This is a genomic window from Franzmannia qiaohouensis (assembly GCF_031451695.1).
Taxonomy (GTDB): Bacteria; Pseudomonadota; Gammaproteobacteria; order Pseudomonadales; family Halomonadaceae; genus Franzmannia; species Franzmannia qiaohouensis.
In genome coordinates this window covers 72,698-89,689 of sequence record NZ_JARWAM010000006.1, presented here as the reverse complement: position 1 = coordinate 89,689, position 16,992 = coordinate 72,698, and the positions used below count along the sequence as shown (strand labels likewise).

Genomic DNA, 16,992 nt, shown 5'->3' with positions numbered 1-16,992 from the left:
ATTCGTGTGCCAGTTGTCAATAGCCCAGCGTGTTTTCATGGGCTTGAGGACGGTATTCTTAGAGCCGGAAGTCCTCGCCGAGGTAGACGTCGCGGACTCGCTGGTTATCGAGCACCTCGGTGGCGCTGCCCTCGGCGATGATCTGGCCGTCGCCGACGATATAGGCGCGGTCGCAGATATCCAGGGTCTCGCGGACGTTGTGATCGGTGATCAGTACGCCTATGCCGCGCGCCTTGAGCTGGCGGATGATGCCCTTGATCTCGCCCACTGAGATCGGGTCGACCCCGGCGAAGGGTTCGTCGAGCAGGATGAAGGTCGGCTCGGTAGCCAGCGCGCGGGCGATCTCGACCCGGCGTCGCTCACCGCCGGACAGGCTCATGCCCAGATTGTCGCGGATATGGGTGACATGAAACTCGCCGAGCAGCTGTTCGAGGCGCGCCTGGCGCCCGGCGCGGTCGAGGTCCTTGCGGGTCTCGAGGATTGCCATGATGTTGTCGGCCACCGACAGCTTGCGAAACACCGAGGCTTCCTGGGGCAGGTAGCCGAGCCCGGCCTGGGCGCGCTCGTGCATGGCCGCCCGGGACAGGTCGCGGTCGTCGATATGGACCTCGCCGGCGTCGGCCTTGACCAGCCCGACGATCATGTAGAACGAGGTGGTCTTGCCGGCCCCGTTGGGGCCGAGCAGGCCGACGATGCTGCCCTGGTCGATGGTCAGGCTGATGTCGTGCACCACCCGGCGGCGCTTGTAGCTCTTGGCCAGGTGTTTGGCGCGAAGGGTCGTCATGCGCTTGCCTTAAGTAGGGGAGCGAAGTGGCTCGAGTCAGTTCTGTTCGGGGTTGAGGGTCATGCGTACGCGCTGGCGCTCGCTGCCTTCGACCTCGGAGCGTGCCTGGACCACGCGGCGGTCGAGGAAGTACTCGACGTAGCCGCCGTCGAAGGTGTCGCGGGCCTGGTGCAGCTCGGCCTGGTCGATCAGCTCCACGCGGCGCGCGGCGACGTGGTAGATGATGGTGCGGCCCCAGCCGCGCATCAACTCTTCGTCGGGCTGTGGGCGCTGCTCGACGTAGGCGCGTTCGCCGGTGGCGGTGATGCGCGAGACCTCGCCGGCATCGTTGCGACGGATCTCGACGCGGTCGCCGGTGACCTGCAGCGAGCCCTGGCGGATATCCACATCGCCGGTGTAGACCGCGGTGCCGGCGCGGTCGTCGAGGTCGAGCTGGTCGGCGGTGACGTCGATGGGCTGGCTGGCGTCCTGGGTCTGGGCCAGGGCAGCGGCGCTTCCCAGCAACAGCCAGGCGGCCACTGCCAGGGTCAGGGATGATCGCCTCATGATGCGGGTTCCTCGGAGCCTTCGGGTGGGTGGTGGCCGCGTACGTTATCGGTCAGGCGCATGCGGTCTTCGTCGATCCAGGCGTCGAAACGTTCGCCGCGGGTCCACTGCGGCGGCTGATATAGGGTAGCAGTGGTCTCGCTGAAGGCGTGGCCAATATCGAGGTCGACGTGTAGCACGTTGGTCTCCAGCCGCCAGCCCTCGTCGGGGGCCTCCAGGCGGGCGTTGCCGGCCAGCGTCAGCCGCTCATTGCCAGGGCCGAGGGTGCCGACGTCACCGAAGCCGAACCAGGTGCGGCCCTCGCTGTCGAGCAGCCGGCTGACTGGCGTCTGGGTGCGGGTAATGTCGTCGTGGGGGGTGTGCACCAGGCGTGGCGTCACGAGCCGCTGGTGGGGCCGGCCTTGGGCGTCGAAGCGGGTCATGGTGGCGTCTTCGAGGTAGTAGTCGGGCTCGCCGGCGGCGTCGCGCGGCACCGGGCCGGGGCCGAAGCTGTCGCGCTGCTCGAACAGTGCCAGCACCCCGCCAAGCATCAGCAGGAGCAGCAGCAGCCAGAGCTTGTAGGAGGGGCGCGGCAGGCGGATGGCCATGGCTCAGCGCTTCCCGTGCAGGTAGGTGTCGACAACCGCGCCCCAGTGGCCCTGGGCCTGAAGCAGCGCATCGCAGATCTCACGCACGGCACCGTGGCCGCCGGGGCGCTGGGTAACCCAGTCGGCGTGGGCGCGAATGTAATCCGGCGCGTTGGGTACGCTGATGCCGAGCCCGGCACGCTTGATCGCCGCCAGGTCGGGCAGGTCGTCGCCGCCGTAGGCGACCTGTTCGAGTCCCAGGCCAAGCCGCTGGCACAGCTCGCGCAGCGCGGCGAGTTTGTCCTCGCGGCCCTGCAGCACATGGTCGATGCCCAGCGCCGCGGCACGCTGGCTGACCATCGGCGAGTCGCGTCCGGTGATCAAGGCAACCTCCAGGCCGGCCTGGCGAAGCAGCTTGACGCCGTGGCCGTCCTGGGTATGAAACGCCTTGATCTCTATGCCGTCGGCCTGGAAATAGAGGCGGCCGTCGGTGAACACGCCGTCGACGTCCAGCGCCAACAGGCGCACATGGCGGGCCTGGTCGATCAGTGCCGGGGGTAAGGCGGGGGTGTCGGGGCTCATTAAAAAACCTCCTAGATGACGCCGCTGGTGAGCAGGTCGTGCATGTGCAGGGCGCCCACCGGGCGGCCCTGGTCGTCGACCACCGCCAGGGCGGTGATGCGGTTGTCCTCCATCACGCGCACCGCTTCGGCGGCCAGTATCTCGGCGCCGATGCGCTTGCCGGGGCGGGTCATGACGTCGTCGACCTTGAGCGGTCGCAGGTCGGCATACTGATCGAGCGTACGCCGCAGGTCACCGTCGGTATAGACCCCGGCCAGCAGGCCCTGTTCATCGACCACGCAGGTGAAGCCGAGGCCTTGACGGGTAATCTCGAGCAGCGCATCACGCAGTGGGCTGCCGAGCGGCACCTGGGGCAGGCGGCTGCCCTGGTGCATCAGGTCGCCGACCTTGAGCAGCAGGCGTCGGCCGAGGCTGCCGCCGGGGTGCGACAGGGCGAACTCCTCGGCGGTGAAGCCGCGTGCCTCGAGCAGCGCCACCGCCAGCGCATCGCCCAGCGCCAGTGCAGCGGTGGTCGAGGAAGTGGGCGCCAGATCGAGGGGGCAGGCCTCGCGGGCCACGGCGGCATTGAGGTGTGCTTCGGCGTGGCGCGCCAGCGTCGAGCCGGGGCGGCCGGTCATGCTGATCAACGGCGTGCCCATGCGCTTGAGCAGCGGCAGCAGGGCGGTGACCTCGCTGGTCTCGCCGGAGTTCGAGAGTGCCAGGACCACGTCGCCGCGGGTGATCATGCCCAGGTCGCCGTGGCTGGCTTCGCCGGGGTGAACGAAGAAGGCCGGCGTGCCGGTGCTGGCCAGGGTGGCGGCAATCTTGCCGGCGATATGCCCCGATTTGCCCATGCCGGTGACCACCACGCGGCCGTTGCAGTCGAGCATCAGCTGGCAGGCGCGATCGAAATCGGCGTCGAGCTGAGCGCCGAGCGCGGCGATGGCCTGCTGTTCGAGGTCGAGGGTGCGCCAGGCGCTGGCACGAAACATGGAGTCAGGGGTATCGGTCATGGCGATGATTGTTGCCGGTTGTGGCGCGTGGCTCAAGTGTGGCGCTTCGCGCGAGATCAGTATTCAGTGCTTACAGACTCAGCGCCAGCCAGCCGAGATAGCCACCATACAGCACTGCCAGAACGCCGCCGGGCAGGCGTCCGATGGCGCCATGGCGCTGCCACAGCAGCAGTGCACCGAGCAGCAGGGTCAGGGCCAGCATGGTCGGGAAGTCGCGGCTGGCGGCGGCGGGGTCGATGGGGCCGGGGGCCAGCATGCCGGGAATCGGCAGTACCGCCAGCATGTTGAACAGGTTGGAGCCGATCACGTTGCCGATGGCGATGTCGTGATGGCGCTTGAGCGCGCTCGAAACGCAGGCGGCCAGCTCCGGCAGGCTGGTGCCGATGGCAACGATGCTTAGGCCGATGACCAGTTCGCTGATGCCGAAGCCGCGAGCCAGTTCGCTGGCGCCCCACACCAGCAGGCGCGAGCTGGCTACCAGCAGCAGCAGGGTCAGCGCCAGCCAGGCCAGCGCCTTGGGGAGCGTCATGTCCGGCACCTGGCCGGGTGCCTCTTCGTCGGGGGTGTCGGCACGAAACAGCCACCAGAGGCTGAAACCCAGCAGAGCGAGTAGAAACAGTGCATCGAAGCGCCCCAGGATGCCGTTGGCCAGCGCATAGCCGGCCAGCCCGGTGGCGCCCAGCAGCAGCGGCAGCTCGCGGCGCACGATCGAGAAGCGCACCGGGATCGGCGCCACCAGTGCAGTGATGCCGAGCACCAGGCCGATATTGGCGATATTGGAGCCCAGGGCATTGCCCGTGGCGAGATTGGGCACGCCGTCCAGGGCAGCCATGATCGAGACCAGGATTTCGGGTGCCGAGGTGCCCAGTGCAACGATGGTCATGCCGATCAGCAGGGTGCTCATCCCGGCGCGGTATGCAGTGGCGGCGGCAGCGCCGACGAAGCGGTCGGCGCTCCACAGCAGGCCGATCAGGCCGACCAGAATGGTGATCAGGGGTAGCAGCATGATGAGAGGTGGCGGTCCGATGCACGACTGATGAGAAGGCGCCAATTAAACGCGGCTTGGACCAGGGGTGCAAGGCACGGCGAGAAGCCGATGATGCATTGCCGCAACTCTCGCTGGCTAGCGCTGTCGCAGTTAGGATACGATGTTCGATAATTTTTCTCGACGAGATGGCACGCGATGAGTGATTCGCCCTTCGTGGTGATCGACGGCCTGCACTTCTCTCGCGGTGACAAGGAAATCTTCCGCGGCGTGTCACTAAGCATTCCGCGCGGCAAGATCACTGCGATCATGGGGCCCAGCGGCACCGGCAAGACCACCCTGCTCAAGCTGATCGGCGGCCAGTTGACTCCGGATGCCGGGCGGGTGGAGATCGACGGTCAGCGCGTGCACGCGCTGTCACGCAAGGCGCTGTTTCGGCTGCGCAGGCGGATGGGGATGCTGTTTCAGAGCGGCGCGCTGTTCTCCGATCTGAGCGTGTTCGAGAACGTCGCCTTCCCGCTACGCGTGCATACCGACCTGCCCGAGGCCATGGTTCGCGACCTTGTGCTGATGAAGCTCGAGGCGGTCGGCCTGCGCGGCGCACGCGAGCTGATGCCGTCCGAGCTGTCGGGTGGCATGACGCGGCGTGTGGCGCTGGCCCGGGCACTGGCCCTGGATCCCGAGCTGATCCTCTACGATGAGCCGTTCGTCGGTCAGGATCCGATCTCGATGGGGGTGCTGGTGCAGCTGATCAAGCGGGTCAACGAGGCGCTGGGCCTGACCGCGGTGGTGGTCTCCCACGATATCAAGGAGACGCTGTCGATCGCCGACTACGTCTATGTCATCGCCGATGGCCAGGTCATGGCCCATGGTACCCCGGCGACCCTCGACGTCGACCAGGACCCACGGGTCAGCCAGTTCGTGCACGGCGAAGCCGACGGCCCGGTGCCCTTTCACTATCCGGCGCCTGACTTTCGACACGACATGCTGGGCGCGGGAGGCTGGCGATGATCCGCCATATCGCTGGGCTGGGGCGACGTGGCTGCGAGCTGCTCGAAGCCATGGGCCGGGCGGGAGTATTCCTGGCGCAGTCGGCGGTCGGGGTGCCGTCCCGTGAAGGGCTCTATCTGTGGCTGCGACAGATGCATTTCGTCGGCGTGTTGTCGCTGGCCATCGTCATGGTGTCGGGGCTGTTCATCGGCATGGTGCTGGCACTGCAGGGCTATACCATCCTGGTCGATTTCGGCGCCGAGCAGGCGCTGGGGCAGATGGTGGCGCTGTCGCTGCTGCGCGAGCTGTCGCCGGTGGTGGCGGCACTGCTGTTTGCCGGGCGTGCCGGCTCGGCGCTGACCGCCGAGATCGGCCTGATGAAGGCCACCGAGCAGCTGTCGAGCATGGAGATGATCGGCGTCGATCCGCTGCGCCGGGTGGTGGCGCCGCGTCTGTGGGCGGGCTTCGTGGCGCTGCCGCTGCTCACCGTGGGCTTCAGCGTGGTCGGCATCTATGGCGGCTATCTGGTCGGCGTCGAGTGGCTCGGCGTGTTCGACGGTTCCTACTGGGGCAACATGCAGTCGAGCGTCGATTTCATCGGCGACGTCGGCAATGGCATGGTCAAGAGCCTGGTATTCGCTCTGGTGGTGACCTGGATCGCGGTGTTCCAGGGCTATGACCTGATCCCCACCTCCGAGGGTATCTCACGTGCCACTACGCGCACCGTGGTCTACTCCTCGCTGGCCGTACTGGGGCTGGATTTCGTATTGACCGCGGTAATGTTCGGCGGGCTGTCATGATCAGCGGAGACAAGGCATGAAGCGCAGCAAGATGATGGAACTGGGCGTCGGGCTGTTCATGCTCGCCGGGATCCTGGGGCTGGTATTCCTCGGCCTGCGGGTCAGCGGGCTGACCATGGGACCGTCCGGCGACACCTTCACCCTGGAGGCAAATTTCTCCAATATCGGCGGCCTCAAGCCGCGTGCCAAGGTGACCATGGCCGGTGTCAACGTCGGCCGAGTATCGGCCATCGAGCTGGATACCGACTGGTACGACGCGCGGGTGGTGATGGAGCTGGACGGTACCCTCGAGGGCCGCCTGTCGCGGGATACCACGGCGGCGATCCTTACCTCGGGGCTGCTCGGTGAGCAGTACGTGGGCCTGTCGGTAGGCGGCGACCCCGAGACCCTGGCGGACGGTGACAGCATCCGCGATACCCAGTCGGCACTGGTGCTGGAAGAACTCATCCAGCAATTCGTGTCCAACATGGTCAGTGACTGATGACGTTAGTTCATGGAGGTGTTATGCGCGTAGCGTATAGGCGTTACTTGTCTGCTGCGGTGGCCCTGTTGGCTGCCTTGGCAATGTTGATGGTCGGGCCGGCTCAGGCGCAGCAGCCCAGCCAGACCCCGGAACAGCTGATTCGTACCAGCATCGACGAGCTGATGGGTGAGATCGAGGGGCGTAGGGACTACTTCGCCAACAATATCGACGAGCTCGAGGCGCTGGTCGATGACAATCTGGATGATATCGCCGACTTCCGCTATATCGGCGCCAGCGTGATGGGGCGCTATTTCCAGAACGCTACGCCCGAACAGCGCAGCCGGTTCGTGAACACCTTCCGCCAGACCCTGATCGATACCTACACCAGGGGCCTGGTGACCTTCGACTATCGCGAGCTGCGGGTCCTCGACAGCCAGCGCGAGTCGCGCCACAACGATCAGGCCAGCGTGGCCATGGAAGTGGTGGCCACCAACGGTCAGGTCTACCCGGTCAGCTACTCGCTGCGCCTCAGCGACGGCGAGTGGAAGGTGGTCAACGTGATTGTCAACGGCATCAACCTGGGGCTGACCTTCCGCAATCAGTTCGATCAGGCGATGCGCGATCACGGCCGCGACTATGATGCGGTCATCGACGGCTGGGCGCCGGAAGTGGGCGTCGAGGAGCTGGAGGAGGGCGGCTCGGCATGAGCTGCCTGCTCGAGGAGGGGGGTGTGCGACTCGATGCCGAGGGCGCGCGCCTGGCGGTCAGCGGCGACGTCGATTTCGAGGTCGCCGCGGCCCTGGCTGCCAGCGGCAGCGACTGGCTGGCCCGGCAGCCCTCTGCTACCCGCCTGGTGCTCGACTTGAGTGGCGTCGAGCGAGTCAGCAGCGCGGCACTGAGCGTACTGCTCGAGTGGACCCGTCGCGCCGAGGCCGCGGGTCTGGTCATCGAGAACGTGACGCTGTCGGCACCGCTGGTGCGCCTGACGCGTATTGCCGGCCTCGACAGCTTGCTCCCCGAGGCCGCCGTGGCCTGATGGTATGTGCTCGCCGACGTTGATATTCCGGCATGCGCAACTCACCCCATCGCGATTGAAATCGCTCCTACTTTTGCTTTGGCGCCATGCGCTTTTGTGGGAGCGACTTCAGTCGCGATTGCAGCGCGCAGCGCTGCCTCCCGTTCCAGTGACCGATATCTTCACTTGCCCCGTTAATCGCCCCCTTGGCATCGCCAAGCGGGGCGCTTTTGATTACCATTGGAACCCATTTGCGCTCCGCGTACCGCGTACGCCGGTCTAGCGCTGACATGCTTATTTCAGAGGAGAGCTGCGCGCATGCAACCCAGTGACGTCAAGGCGCTACTCGAGGCCCGTATCGATGGCTGCGATTTTCATATCCAGGGCGAAGGCTGCAATTTTCAGGTAACGGCGGTGGGCGAGGTGTTCGGCGAGCTGTCGCCGGTCAAGCGCCAGCAGCTGATCTACTCGGCGCTGTCCGAGGAGATCGCCAGCGGTGCGCTGCACGCGGTGAGCATCAAGACCTATACCCCCAGCCAGTGGCAGAACGCCGCGAACAACGCCGCCGCTGGCGGCGCCTGAGAAGCGGATATTCATGGATAAACTGATTATAAGCGGCAACGGACCCGCCAATGGTGAAGTATGGGCCAGTGGCGCCAAGAACTCGGCGCTGCCGATCCTCTGCGCCACGCTGCTCTCCGAGGGGCCGGTGACCATCGGCAACCTGCCGCACCTGCAGGATATTACTACCACCCTGGAGCTGCTCGGGCGCATGGGCGTCGAGCCGGTGATGGGCGAGCGCATGACCATTCAGCTCGACGGCGCCCAGGTCAAGGATTGCCACGCGCCCTATGACCTGGTCAAGAAGATGCGCGCCTCGATCCTGGTGCTGGGGCCGCTGCTGGCGCACTTCGGGCATGCCGACGTATCGCTGCCCGGCGGCTGTGCCATTGGCTCGCGGCCGGTGGACCTGCACATTCGCGGCCTCGAGGCGATGGGCGCCGAGATCCGCGTCGAGGCGGGCTATATCCGCGCGCGCAGTAACGGCCGCCTGAAGGGCGCGACGATCTTCTTCGACACCGTCACCGTGACTGGCACCGAGAATCTGCTGATGGCGGCGACGCTGGCGGAGGGCACCACGATTCTGGAAAACGCCGCCCGCGAGCCGGAGATCGTCGATCTCGCCGAGTGCCTGATCGCCATGGGCGCCAATATTCGTGGCCACGGCAGCGATACCATCACCGTCGAGGGCGTCGAGCGGCTGCACGGCTGCCACCATGAGGTGATGCCCGACCGCATCGAGACCGGCACCTTCCTTGTCGCCGCCGCGCTCAGCGGTGGCAAGGTGCGGGTGCGCCGCACCCGTGCCGATATCCTCGAGGCGGTGCTGGCCAAGCTCGAGGAGGCCGGGGCGACCATCACCACTGGCGCCGACTGGATCGAGCTCGACATGCACGGCAAGCGGCCGCGGCCGGTGAATATTCGCACCGCACCCTATCCGGCTTTTCCTACCGACATGCAGGCCCAGTTCGTGGCTTTGAACGCGGTGGCTGACGGTACCTCGCGGGTGGTCGAGACGATCTTCGAGAACCGCTTCATGCACGTTCAGGAGCTCAATCGCATGGGGGCGCAGATTGCCCTGGAGGGCAACACCGCGGTGATCACCGGCGTCGAGCGGCTATCCGGTGCGCCGGTGATGGCCACCGACCTGCGCGCCTCGGCATCGCTGGTGATTGCGGCGATGATGGCCGACGGCGAAACCTGCGTCGATCGCATCTACCACATCGATCGCGGCTACGAGTGCATCGAAGAGAAGCTGCAGCTGCTGGGCGCCAAGATCCGCCGCGTGCCCGGCTAACTGACCGACCTGAGTAAGCTGATGAACAAGCAACTGATCGTGGCCCTGTCGAAGGGCCGTATTCTCGATGAGACCCTGCCGCTACTCGCTGACGCCGGGATCGAGCCCGCCGAGGATCTCGGCAAGAGCCGCAAGCTGCTGTTCGATACCAATCTGCCCGACGTCAAGCTGGTGGTGATTCGCGCCACCGACGTGCCGACCTACGTGCAGCTCGGCGCCGCCGACCTCGGCGTGGCCGGCAAGGACGTGCTGCTCGAGCACGGTGCCGAGGGGCTCTACGAGCCGCTCGACCTGGAGATCGCCGGCTGCAAGCTGATGACCGCCGGGGTCAAGGGTGCTGAGCCGGCCCGGGCGCGTCGCCGGGTGGCGACCAAGTTCGTCAACGTGGCGCGCCGCTACTACGCCGAGCAGGGCATCCAGGCCGAGGTGATCAAGCTCTACGGCGCCATGGAGCTGGCGCCACTGATGAATCTCGCCGATGAGATCGTCGATATCGTCGACACCGGCAATACCCTGCGCGCCAACGGCATGGAGCCGCGTGAGCTGATCGCCAGCATCAGTACGCGGCTGGTGGTCAACAAGGCCGCCATGACCATGAAGCACGAGCATCTCAAGCCGCTGATCGAGCGCCTGCGTGCCGCCGTGGCCAAGCGCCGCGACCACTCCGCAACAGCGGCCCGTTAGTTCCGAGTCTTCCTATTGTCCCGCTGCTCAAGGATGAGCAAGGTTACCTGGAGAGAGCCCCATGACCGACAATGCCCGTGTGCGTCCTGTCATCAATCGGCTGTCGACCGCCGATGCCGACTTCGATGCCCGCCTCGACACGCTGCTGGCCTGGGAAGGTGTGTCAAGCACCGAGGTCCAGCAGCGCGTCGACGAGATCATCGCCGCGGTACGTCACCGCGGTGACGCCGCCCTGGTCGAACTGTCCAACCGCTTCGATCGCCTGGCGGTGGGGTCGATGGCCGAGCTTACCCTGGGCCCGGCCCGCCTGCGCCAGGCCTACGACGGCCTGCCCGCCGAACAGCGTGAGGCGCTGGCCGCCGCCGCCGAGCGCATTCGTGTCTATCATGAGCATCAGAAGCCCGGCTCCTGGCAGTACACCGAGGCCGATGGCACGGTGCTCGGCCAGCAGGTCACGGCGCTGGACCGCGCCGGTATCTACGTGCCTGGGGGCAAGGCCGCCTATCCCTCTTCGGTGCTGATGAACGCGATTCCGGCGCATGTCGCCGGCGTGCGTGAAATCGTCATGGTGGTGCCGACCCCGGACGGCGTGCTCAATGAGCTGGTGCTGGCGGCGGCGCACCTGGCCGGCGTCGACCATGTATTTACCCTGGGCGGGGCTCAGGCGGTGGCGGCGCTGGCCTACGGCACCGAGACAGTGCCGCGGGTCGACAAGATCGTCGGGCCCGGCAATATCTACGTGGCCACCGCCAAGCGCGCGGTGTTCGGCCAGGTCGGCATCGACATGATCGCCGGCCCCTCGGAGATCCTGGTGGTTTCCGATGGCGGCACCGATCCCGACTGGCTGGCCATGGACCTGTTCTCCCAGGCCGAGCACGACGAGGATGCCCAGGCGATCCTGGTCACCTGGGACGGTGCCCATGCCGATGCCGTGGCGGCGTCGATCGAGTCGCTGCTGCCGACCATGGAGCGCCAGGCGATCATCGCCGAGTCGCTAGCTGCCCGCGGCGCACTTATCGTGTGCCGCGACCGCGGCGAGGCCGCGGCGCTGATCAACCGCATCGCCCCGGAGCACCTCGAGCTGTCGCTGGCCGACCCAGGCAGCTGGCTCGGCGAGATACGCCACGCCGGGGCGATCTTCATGGGGCGCTATACCGCCGAGGCGCTGGGTGACTACTGCGCCGGCCCCAACCATGTGCTGCCGACCTCGGGCACCGCACGTTTCTCGTCGCCGCTGGGGGTCTACGACTTCCAGAAGCGCTCGTCGATCATCAACTGCTCGGCGGATGGTGCCTCGACGCTGGGGCGTACCGCCTCGGTGCTGGCGCGGGGCGAGTCGCTGACGGCCCATGCACGCTCTGCGGAGTACCGCATCAAGCCCTGATATAAACACCCTCTGAAGCATCCAGCGGTTGCCGCAACGCAAGACGCCCCTGCCACTGGCAGGGGCGTCTTGCGTCGTGAGGGGGCCCGCTCAGCGTTCCGGGCGTCGTCCCTCCGGCGGCGGGCGTTCGCCGACGTCGAGTACCAGGTCGATGCGCTCGCCGCTTCTGATCACGGCGATGGGCAGTTCGGCGCCGGGCTCGATGGCCGCGATATCGGCCATCGCCACGCGTGCGTCGAGAATTGGCCGACCATCTACCTCGAGCAGCACATCGCCAGGCCGCAGCCCGGCCTGGGCAGCAGGGCCGTCGGGCACGATACCGGCGATGACCACGCCGCCCGGGGTCTGCAGGCCGAACGACGCGGCCAGTTCCTGGGTCATTTCCTGGGCCTCGATGCCTAGCCAGCCGCGGATCACACGGCCCTGGGTGACCAGTTCATCGAGGATGTTGCGCGCCAGGTTGGCGGGGATCGCGAAGCCGATGCCCTGGGAGCCGCCCGAACGCGAGAAGATCGCGGTATTGATACCCACCAGGGCGCCTTCAGGATTGATCAGCGCACCGCCGGAGTTGCCGGGGTTGATCGCTGCGTCGGTCTGGATGAAGTCCTCGTAGGCATTCAGCCCCAGGTGGCTGCGACCGGTGGCGCTGATGATACCCATGGTCACCGTCTGGCCGACGCCGAAGGGATTGCCGATGGCCAGCGCCACGTCGCCCACCGCGGCCTGGGTCGAGTCGGTGATGGCGATCACCGGCAGCTCGTCGAGGTCGATGCGCAGCACCGCAAGGTCGCTTTCCGGATCGGTGCCGATGACCTCGGCGAGGGTGTTGCGGCCGTCGCGCAGGGCCACCTGGATCTGGTCGGCGCCGCTGATGACATGGTGGTTGGTGAGCACGTAGCCGTCGTCGCTGACGATCACCCCGGAGCCGAGGCTGGAGAGCATGCGCTGGCGCGAGGTGGCGTCATCGCCGGAGAACTGGCGGAAGAAGGGGTCCGACATCAGCGGGTGTTCGTCACGCTCGACCATGCGCGAGGAGTAGATGTTGACCACCGCCGGCGCGGCACGGTCGACGGCCGCCGAGTAGCTGAATGGCCCCTGCTCGCGGGACAGCGGGTTGGCGGTCTGCAGCTCCGGTGCCGGGCGCGGTTCGCCGTCTGGCTGGGTCGCCGGTAGCGTCTGGGGCTGCGGTTCGACCCGCTGGGCAGGTGCTGCCGCCTGGTCGCGGCCGAGCAGTTGGGGAAAGGCGTTGAGCAGCACGATGGCCAGCAGTACACCGATGAGCACGGGCCACACATAGGGCAGCAGGGTACGACGCATGCAAGGTTCCTTGTCGACGGGGCGGTCGCTGGGGGTGGCCACAGTCGTTACAATGGCGAGTTATTGTACCACTGCCTGTTTTGGCCTGTCTGGAGGTGACCATGATCGATCGTCAGGCGCTGGTGACAGCGTGCGATACGCTGCTGCAGCCGGCGCGCTTCAAGGACTATACCGTGAATGGCCTGCAGGTCGCCGGTCGTCCCCAGGTGCAGCGGGTGATGAGCGGGGTTACGGCCTGCCAGGCGCTGCTCGACGAGGCGCTGGCCTGGGATGCCGACCTGCTGCTGGTGCACCACGGCTATTTCTGGAAGAACGAGCCGCTGGCGGTGACCGGCATGAAGCAGCGGCGCCTCAAGACCCTGCTCAGCCACGACATCAATCTGCTCGCCTATCACCTGCCGCTGGATGCCCACGCGACCCTGGGCAACAATGCGCTGCTCGGCGAGCGACTCGGGTTTACCGCCAGCGGCTGTGCCGACGGCGAGATCGGCGAGGGGCTGCTGTGGCTGGGGGCACCGCCGGCGGGCCTCGATAGCCGAGCGCTGGCCGCCCACGTCGGCGAGTGCCTGGGGCGAGAGCCACTGCTGATCGAGGGGCATCGTGGTGCGCTGGAACGGGTTGCCTGGTGCACCGGTGGTGCCCAGGACATGCTCATGGCTGCCGCCGAGGCCGGTGCACAGCTTTTCATCTCCGGGGAAATCTCCGAGCGCACCACGCATATCGCCCGCGAGATGGGTATCAGCTATGTGGCGGCGGGGCATCATGCCACCGAGCGGGACGGCGTCAGGGCGCTAGGCGACTGGCTGGCCGCAGAGCTAGGCGTGGAGCACCGTTTCGTGGATATCGACAACCCCGTCTGACGACCTGCGCCGGTGGCGCAGGCATCGTGCGCAGATCAGTAGCGGGGCGGCTGCGGCTGGGTCGCGCCGGTTGCGTCGTCGTCGCGGCGCAGGCCGAAGTCCTCGGCCAGGGTGCCGTGGTCGCCGTCGGCATAGTCGCGCGGTACCGACGGCGAGTCGTCGTCTGCGCCCAGGGCGTCGTCGGTGGGGGTCAGGCGACGCTTGATCTGCAGGTCGTCGCAGAGGCGATCGGCGCCCAGTGACAGCTGCTGCTCGAGCTCCTGGCTCTGACGTTGAATGCTGGTCACCAGGTCGGCGGCGCGGGCGAAGTGGTCGTTGAGGGCATCCTTGACCTGGCTGAGCTCCAGCTCGGCCTCGGCCAGGCGCTGGCGGACCTTCTGGTTGCGTGCCACGTTGGCGTTGAGCAGGTGATAGCCCAGCGCGCCGATGCCGATGCCGGCCAGGGCGCTGACGATTGCCAGTATCCAGTCGATATTGCTGTCGTACACGTCGTTCCCCTTTGGTCTTTTCCGCCAGTGATACGGGGGTAAGCCCCGCGCAGTGCTGGCCGGGTCGGGGCTACCCTTCGGGTAGCGAAGCCGACGCCGCCATTATAGAGGGCACGCCGAGACCGAGGTCAATGCGCCAGACGTGGAAAGTGGCGCCGTGCTGCGCGTTTCGCACATGCGAAATGGGTTGCTCGCGGGTATAATGCATCGCTCGACGAGCTGAGGGCGAGGTACGCAAGCTTCCTATGAGTGCGACAACCACCGCGACGAATACCCCGGCGATGCCCGGCCAAGGGCCGCTGGCCCGCTATCGTGCCGATCTCGAGCGCGACGACTTCCAGTACGATGCGGCCCAGCAGGCGGCGGTCGAGCATCTGCAGCGTCTCTATGATGCGCTGGTGGCCACGCCGCGCAGTGCGCCCAAGCCGGTGGCATCGGGCAAGGGGCTGAAGTCGAAGATGGCGGGCCTGTTCGGCAGCAAGAAGGTGGCCTCGCCGTTCGAAGAGCCGCCGGCGATCATGGGCCTCTACTTCTGGGGCGGCGTCGGGCGCGGCAAGACCTACCTGGTCGACACCTTCTTCGAGTCGCTGCCGTTCCCCGACAAGATGCGTACCCACTTTCACCGTTTCATGCAGCGGGTACACAACGAGCTCGACCACTACAAGGGCGAAAAGAACCCGCTCAAGCTGATTGCCGCCAAGTTTGCCGGCGAGGCGCGGGTGATCTGCTTCGACGAATTCTTCGTCAAGGACATCACCGATGCGATGATCCTGGCCAACCTGCTCGAGGCGCTGTTCGAGCACGGCGTGGTGCTGGTGGCGACCTCCAACATCGTGCCCGACGAGCTCTACAAGGACGGCCTGCAGCGGGCGCGTTTCCTGCCTGCCATCGAGCTGGTCAAGCGTCACTGTGAGGTGGTCAACGTCGACTCGGGCATCGACTATCGGCTGCGCGCCCTGGAGCGCGCCGAGATCTTTCACTCGCCGCTGGATGCCGCTGCCGAGTCGGAGTTGGCGCGCAGCTTCCGCGAGATCGCCGGTGCCGAGGGTGAGGCGGATGCGCCAATCGAGGTCAATCATCGGGTGCTCAAGGCGCGGCGTCTCCACGATGATGTGGTGTGGTTCGAGTTTCTCGAGCTGTGCGACGGGCCGCGCAGCCAGAACGACTATATCGAGCTGGCGCGTGAGTTTCACAGCGTGCTGGTATCCAACGTCACCCGCATGAGCGGGGCGAGCGACGACCAGGCGCGACGCTTCATCAACATGGTCGACGAGTTCTACGACCGCGGCGTCAAGCTGTTGATGTCGGCGGAGGTCGACGCCGAGCAGCTCTACGCCGACGGGCGGCTTGAGTTCGAGTTCCAGCGCACTCTGTCGCGGCTTCAGGAGATGCAGTCCCACGAGTATCTGGCGCTGCCCCATAAGCCGTGATTCGTGGCTGTGCCGCTCGGGACTGATTCTGGCGGCAGGCCTCCTCTTCGACCTGCCGTCAGCGTCCCTCGCTACTCGCTAATATCAGCCGTGACAGCTGAGATTCGCGGAGCAGGAGGATTGCCTAGGCGTGTCAGGCTCGTGTAGAATGCCGCCTCGCTCGACCGTTGTTGCGCATTTTTGCGTGGCAACCAAGAAAAATAGGGATGGTCAGGTGCCGTTCGCGGTATCGAGACCCAATACATCGATTTGGTGATTCATCCATGAAGACGTTCAGTGCTAAGCCGCAGTCCGTCCAGCGCGACTGGTTTGTCGTCGACGCTACGGACAAGACGCTCGGTCGTCTGGCGACCGAAATTGCACGCCGCCTGCGCGGCAAGCATAAGGCGGAGTATACCCCGCACGTCGATACCGGCGATTACATCGTCGTGATCAACGCCGAGAAGGTCAAGGTGACCGGCAACAAGGCCCAGGCCAAGACCTATTATCGTCACACCGGTTACCCGGGTGGCCTGCGTTCCATGAACTTCGAGAAGATGATCGGCTACGCTCCCGAGCGCGTCATCGAGTCTGCCGTCAAGGGCATGCTGCCGAAGGGGCCGCTGGGCCGCGCCATGTACACCAAGCTCAAGGTCTACGCCGGTGCCGAGCATCCGCACGTTGCTCAGCAGCCGCAAGAACTGAACCTCTAAGGGATACTTCGCCATGACACAGCAGTATTACGGTACCGGGCGCCGCAAAACTTCCACCGCTCGTGTATTCCTCAAGCCGGGCACCGGCAAGATCACCGTCAATGACAAGGAACTCGACCTCTATTTCGGTCGCGTTACCGGCCGCATGGTCGTGCGTCAGCCCCTCGAGCTGACCGACACGCTGGGCCAGTTTGACGCCTATGTCACCGTCAAGGGCGGCGGCGGTTCGTCTCAGGCCGGCGCCATTCGTCACGGCATCACTCGTGCCCTGATGGTGTATAACGAAGAGCTTCGTCAGCCGCTGCGCGCTGCCGGTTACGTGACTCGCGATGCTCGCGAAGTCGAGCGTAAGAAGGTTGGTCTGCGCAAGGCACGTCGTCGTCCGCAGTTCTCCAAGCGTTAAACGCGGCGAGACGATCGAAAAAGGCGCTCAGACTCTTCGGGGTCTGGGCGTTTTTTTATATGTATTTCAGGCAGTTGTTGCGTGTCTACCACTTAGGTCAAGGGCCGTATTGCCTTGTGTTTGCGCGCGCGTTTTTTTACCATAGCCTTCATT

21 protein-coding genes are annotated in these 16,992 nt (G+C 66.0%); 13 read left to right on the top strand and 8 right to left on the bottom strand.

Annotated features, from left to right (window positions below):
• Positions 1-58 precede the first annotated feature (58 nt).
• From lptB to QC821_RS09470, 6 genes are all read right to left on the bottom strand, one after another.
• Positions 59-784 (bottom strand): LPS export ABC transporter ATP-binding protein, encoded by a 726-nt coding sequence (gene lptB / locus QC821_RS09495; RefSeq protein WP_309720194.1) that lies wholly within the window; start codon positions 782-784, stop codon positions 59-61.
• Positions 785-820: 36 nt separating this feature from the next.
• Complete coding sequence (gene lptA / locus QC821_RS09490) at positions 821-1,330, bottom strand: lipopolysaccharide transport periplasmic protein LptA (RefSeq protein WP_309720191.1); 510 nt, start codon at positions 1,328-1,330, stop codon at positions 821-823.
• Positions 1,327-1,917, bottom strand: coding sequence for an LPS export ABC transporter periplasmic protein LptC (gene lptC, locus QC821_RS09485; protein ID WP_309720188.1), 591 nt, complete (start codon positions 1,915-1,917; stop codon positions 1,327-1,329). Before lptC ends, lptA begins: the two co-directional genes overlap by 4 nt.
• Positions 1,918-1,920: 3 nt before the next feature.
• Complete coding sequence (locus QC821_RS09480; RefSeq protein ID WP_309720183.1) at positions 1,921-2,478, bottom strand: KdsC family phosphatase; 558 nt, start codon at positions 2,476-2,478, stop codon at positions 1,921-1,923.
• An 11-nt stretch (positions 2,479-2,489) separates the two neighbouring features.
• The gene (locus tag QC821_RS09475; protein WP_309720181.1) at positions 2,490-3,470 is read right to left on the bottom strand and encodes a KpsF/GutQ family sugar-phosphate isomerase; all 981 of its coding nucleotides are present in this window, start codon (positions 3,468-3,470) and stop codon (positions 2,490-2,492) included.
• A 70-nt stretch (positions 3,471-3,540) separates the two neighbouring features.
• A complete protein-coding gene (locus tag QC821_RS09470) occupies positions 3,541-4,476 on the bottom strand; it encodes a calcium/sodium antiporter (protein ID WP_309720177.1) in 936 nt (311 codons plus the stop codon).
• A 177-nt stretch (positions 4,477-4,653) separates the two neighbouring features.
• Between QC821_RS09470 and QC821_RS09465 the strand changes: the two genes are divergently transcribed.
• The 9 genes from QC821_RS09465 to hisD all read left to right on the top strand — a co-directional run bounded on the left by QC821_RS09465 (position 4,654) and on the right by hisD (position 11,649).
• On the top strand, positions 4,654-5,466 hold the full coding sequence (locus tag QC821_RS09465) for an ABC transporter ATP-binding protein (protein ID WP_309720174.1): 813 nt from the start codon (positions 4,654-4,656) through the stop codon (positions 5,464-5,466).
• Positions 5,463-6,245: a lipid asymmetry maintenance ABC transporter permease subunit MlaE gene (mlaE, locus tag QC821_RS09460; RefSeq protein ID WP_095622067.1), complete on the top strand. Its 783-nt coding sequence runs from the start codon at positions 5,463-5,465 to the stop codon at positions 6,243-6,245. Before QC821_RS09465 ends, mlaE begins: the two co-directional genes overlap by 4 nt.
• A gap of 16 nt (positions 6,246-6,261) precedes the next feature.
• Positions 6,262-6,726, top strand: a complete 465-nt coding sequence (mlaD, locus tag QC821_RS09455) for an outer membrane lipid asymmetry maintenance protein MlaD (RefSeq protein ID WP_095622068.1) — start codon at positions 6,262-6,264, stop codon at positions 6,724-6,726.
• A 23-nt stretch (positions 6,727-6,749) separates the two neighbouring features.
• A complete protein-coding gene (locus tag QC821_RS09450) occupies positions 6,750-7,415 on the top strand; it encodes an MlaC/ttg2D family ABC transporter substrate-binding protein (RefSeq protein WP_309720167.1) in 666 nt (221 codons plus the stop codon).
• A complete protein-coding gene (locus QC821_RS09445; RefSeq protein WP_309720164.1) occupies positions 7,412-7,744 on the top strand; it encodes an STAS domain-containing protein in 333 nt (110 codons plus the stop codon). The genes QC821_RS09450 and QC821_RS09445 overlap by 4 nt, the downstream gene beginning before the upstream one ends.
• 297 nt (positions 7,745-8,041) lie before the next feature.
• The gene (locus tag QC821_RS09440) at positions 8,042-8,305 is read left to right on the top strand and encodes a BolA family protein (protein WP_309720161.1); all 264 of its coding nucleotides are present in this window, start codon (positions 8,042-8,044) and stop codon (positions 8,303-8,305) included.
• A gap of 13 nt (positions 8,306-8,318) precedes the next feature.
• A complete protein-coding gene (gene murA, locus QC821_RS09435) occupies positions 8,319-9,581 on the top strand; it encodes a UDP-N-acetylglucosamine 1-carboxyvinyltransferase (protein WP_309720159.1) in 1,263 nt (420 codons plus the stop codon).
• Positions 9,582-9,602: 21 nt separating this feature from the next.
• The gene (hisG, locus tag QC821_RS09430) at positions 9,603-10,265 is read left to right on the top strand and encodes an ATP phosphoribosyltransferase (protein ID WP_309720156.1); all 663 of its coding nucleotides are present in this window, start codon (positions 9,603-9,605) and stop codon (positions 10,263-10,265) included.
• Between the two features lie 61 nt (positions 10,266-10,326).
• Positions 10,327-11,649, top strand: a complete 1,323-nt coding sequence (hisD, locus tag QC821_RS09425; protein ID WP_309720153.1) for a histidinol dehydrogenase — start codon at positions 10,327-10,329, stop codon at positions 11,647-11,649.
• A gap of 90 nt (positions 11,650-11,739) precedes the next feature.
• Here hisD and QC821_RS09420 read toward each other — a convergent pair whose 3' ends face one another.
• On the bottom strand, positions 11,740-12,966 hold the full coding sequence (locus tag QC821_RS09420) for a trypsin-like peptidase domain-containing protein (RefSeq protein ID WP_309720150.1): 1,227 nt from the start codon (positions 12,964-12,966) through the stop codon (positions 11,740-11,742).
• A 101-nt stretch (positions 12,967-13,067) separates the two neighbouring features.
• On the opposite strand from QC821_RS09420, the gene QC821_RS09415 reads away from it, so the two are divergent.
• Positions 13,068-13,826 carry a Nif3-like dinuclear metal center hexameric protein gene (locus tag QC821_RS09415; protein WP_309720148.1) on the top strand — a complete coding sequence of 253 codons (759 nt, stop codon included), beginning with the start codon at positions 13,068-13,070 and terminating at the stop codon, positions 13,824-13,826.
• A 35-nt stretch (positions 13,827-13,861) separates the two neighbouring features.
• Here QC821_RS09415 and QC821_RS09410 read toward each other — a convergent pair whose 3' ends face one another.
• A complete protein-coding gene (locus tag QC821_RS09410; protein WP_309720145.1) occupies positions 13,862-14,314 on the bottom strand; it encodes a Z-ring associated ZapG family protein in 453 nt (150 codons plus the stop codon).
• 245 nt (positions 14,315-14,559) lie between these two features.
• On the opposite strand from QC821_RS09410, the gene zapE reads away from it, so the two are divergent.
• The 3 genes from zapE to rpsI all read left to right on the top strand — a co-directional run bounded on the left by zapE (position 14,560) and on the right by rpsI (position 16,839).
• A complete protein-coding gene (gene zapE, locus QC821_RS09405; RefSeq protein ID WP_309720142.1) occupies positions 14,560-15,744 on the top strand; it encodes a cell division protein ZapE in 1,185 nt (394 codons plus the stop codon).
• A gap of 263 nt (positions 15,745-16,007) precedes the next feature.
• On the top strand, positions 16,008-16,436 hold the full coding sequence (rplM, locus tag QC821_RS09400) for a 50S ribosomal protein L13 (protein WP_076748510.1): 429 nt from the start codon (positions 16,008-16,010) through the stop codon (positions 16,434-16,436).
• A gap of 13 nt (positions 16,437-16,449) precedes the next feature.
• Positions 16,450-16,839 carry a 30S ribosomal protein S9 gene (gene rpsI / locus QC821_RS09395; RefSeq protein WP_076748509.1) on the top strand — a complete coding sequence of 130 codons (390 nt, stop codon included), beginning with the start codon at positions 16,450-16,452 and terminating at the stop codon, positions 16,837-16,839.
• The last annotated feature ends 153 nt before the right edge of the window (positions 16,840-16,992 follow it).

Bases quoted from the DNA above. Each gene is read 5' to 3' on its own strand.
- lptB (WP_309720194.1), bottom strand. From the start codon at position 784: ATGACGACCCTTCGCGCCAAACACCTGGCCAAGAGCTACAAGCGCCGC.
- lptA (WP_309720191.1), bottom strand. From the start codon at position 1,330: ATGAGGCGATCATCCCTGACCCTGGCAGTGGCCGCCTGGCTGTTGCTG.
- lptC (WP_309720188.1), bottom strand. From the start codon at position 1,917: ATGGCCATCCGCCTGCCGCGCCCCTCCTACAAGCTCTGGCTGCTGCTG.
- QC821_RS09480 (WP_309720183.1), bottom strand. From the start codon at position 2,478: ATGAGCCCCGACACCCCCGCCTTACCCCCGGCACTGATCGACCAGGCC.
- QC821_RS09475 (WP_309720181.1), bottom strand. From the start codon at position 3,470: ATGACCGATACCCCTGACTCCATGTTTCGTGCCAGCGCCTGGCGCACC.
- QC821_RS09470 (WP_309720177.1), bottom strand. From the start codon at position 4,476: ATGCTGCTACCCCTGATCACCATTCTGGTCGGCCTGATCGGCCTGCTG.
- QC821_RS09465 (WP_309720174.1), top strand. From the start codon at position 4,654: ATGAGTGATTCGCCCTTCGTGGTGATCGACGGCCTGCACTTCTCTCGC.
- mlaE (WP_095622067.1), top strand. From the start codon at position 5,463: ATGATCCGCCATATCGCTGGGCTGGGGCGACGTGGCTGCGAGCTGCTC.
- mlaD (WP_095622068.1), top strand. From the start codon at position 6,262: ATGAAGCGCAGCAAGATGATGGAACTGGGCGTCGGGCTGTTCATGCTC.
- QC821_RS09450 (WP_309720167.1), top strand. From the start codon at position 6,750: ATGCGCGTAGCGTATAGGCGTTACTTGTCTGCTGCGGTGGCCCTGTTG.
- QC821_RS09445 (WP_309720164.1), top strand. From the start codon at position 7,412: ATGAGCTGCCTGCTCGAGGAGGGGGGTGTGCGACTCGATGCCGAGGGC.
- QC821_RS09440 (WP_309720161.1), top strand. From the start codon at position 8,042: ATGCAACCCAGTGACGTCAAGGCGCTACTCGAGGCCCGTATCGATGGC.
- murA (WP_309720159.1), top strand. From the start codon at position 8,319: ATGGATAAACTGATTATAAGCGGCAACGGACCCGCCAATGGTGAAGTA.
- hisG (WP_309720156.1), top strand. From the start codon at position 9,603: ATGAACAAGCAACTGATCGTGGCCCTGTCGAAGGGCCGTATTCTCGAT.
- hisD (WP_309720153.1), top strand. From the start codon at position 10,327: ATGACCGACAATGCCCGTGTGCGTCCTGTCATCAATCGGCTGTCGACC.
- QC821_RS09420 (WP_309720150.1), bottom strand. From the start codon at position 12,966: ATGCGTCGTACCCTGCTGCCCTATGTGTGGCCCGTGCTCATCGGTGTA.
- QC821_RS09415 (WP_309720148.1), top strand. From the start codon at position 13,068: ATGATCGATCGTCAGGCGCTGGTGACAGCGTGCGATACGCTGCTGCAG.
- zapE (WP_309720142.1), top strand. From the start codon at position 14,560: ATGAGTGCGACAACCACCGCGACGAATACCCCGGCGATGCCCGGCCAA.
- rplM (WP_076748510.1), top strand. From the start codon at position 16,008: ATGAAGACGTTCAGTGCTAAGCCGCAGTCCGTCCAGCGCGACTGGTTT.
- rpsI (WP_076748509.1), top strand. From the start codon at position 16,450: ATGACACAGCAGTATTACGGTACCGGGCGCCGCAAAACTTCCACCGCT.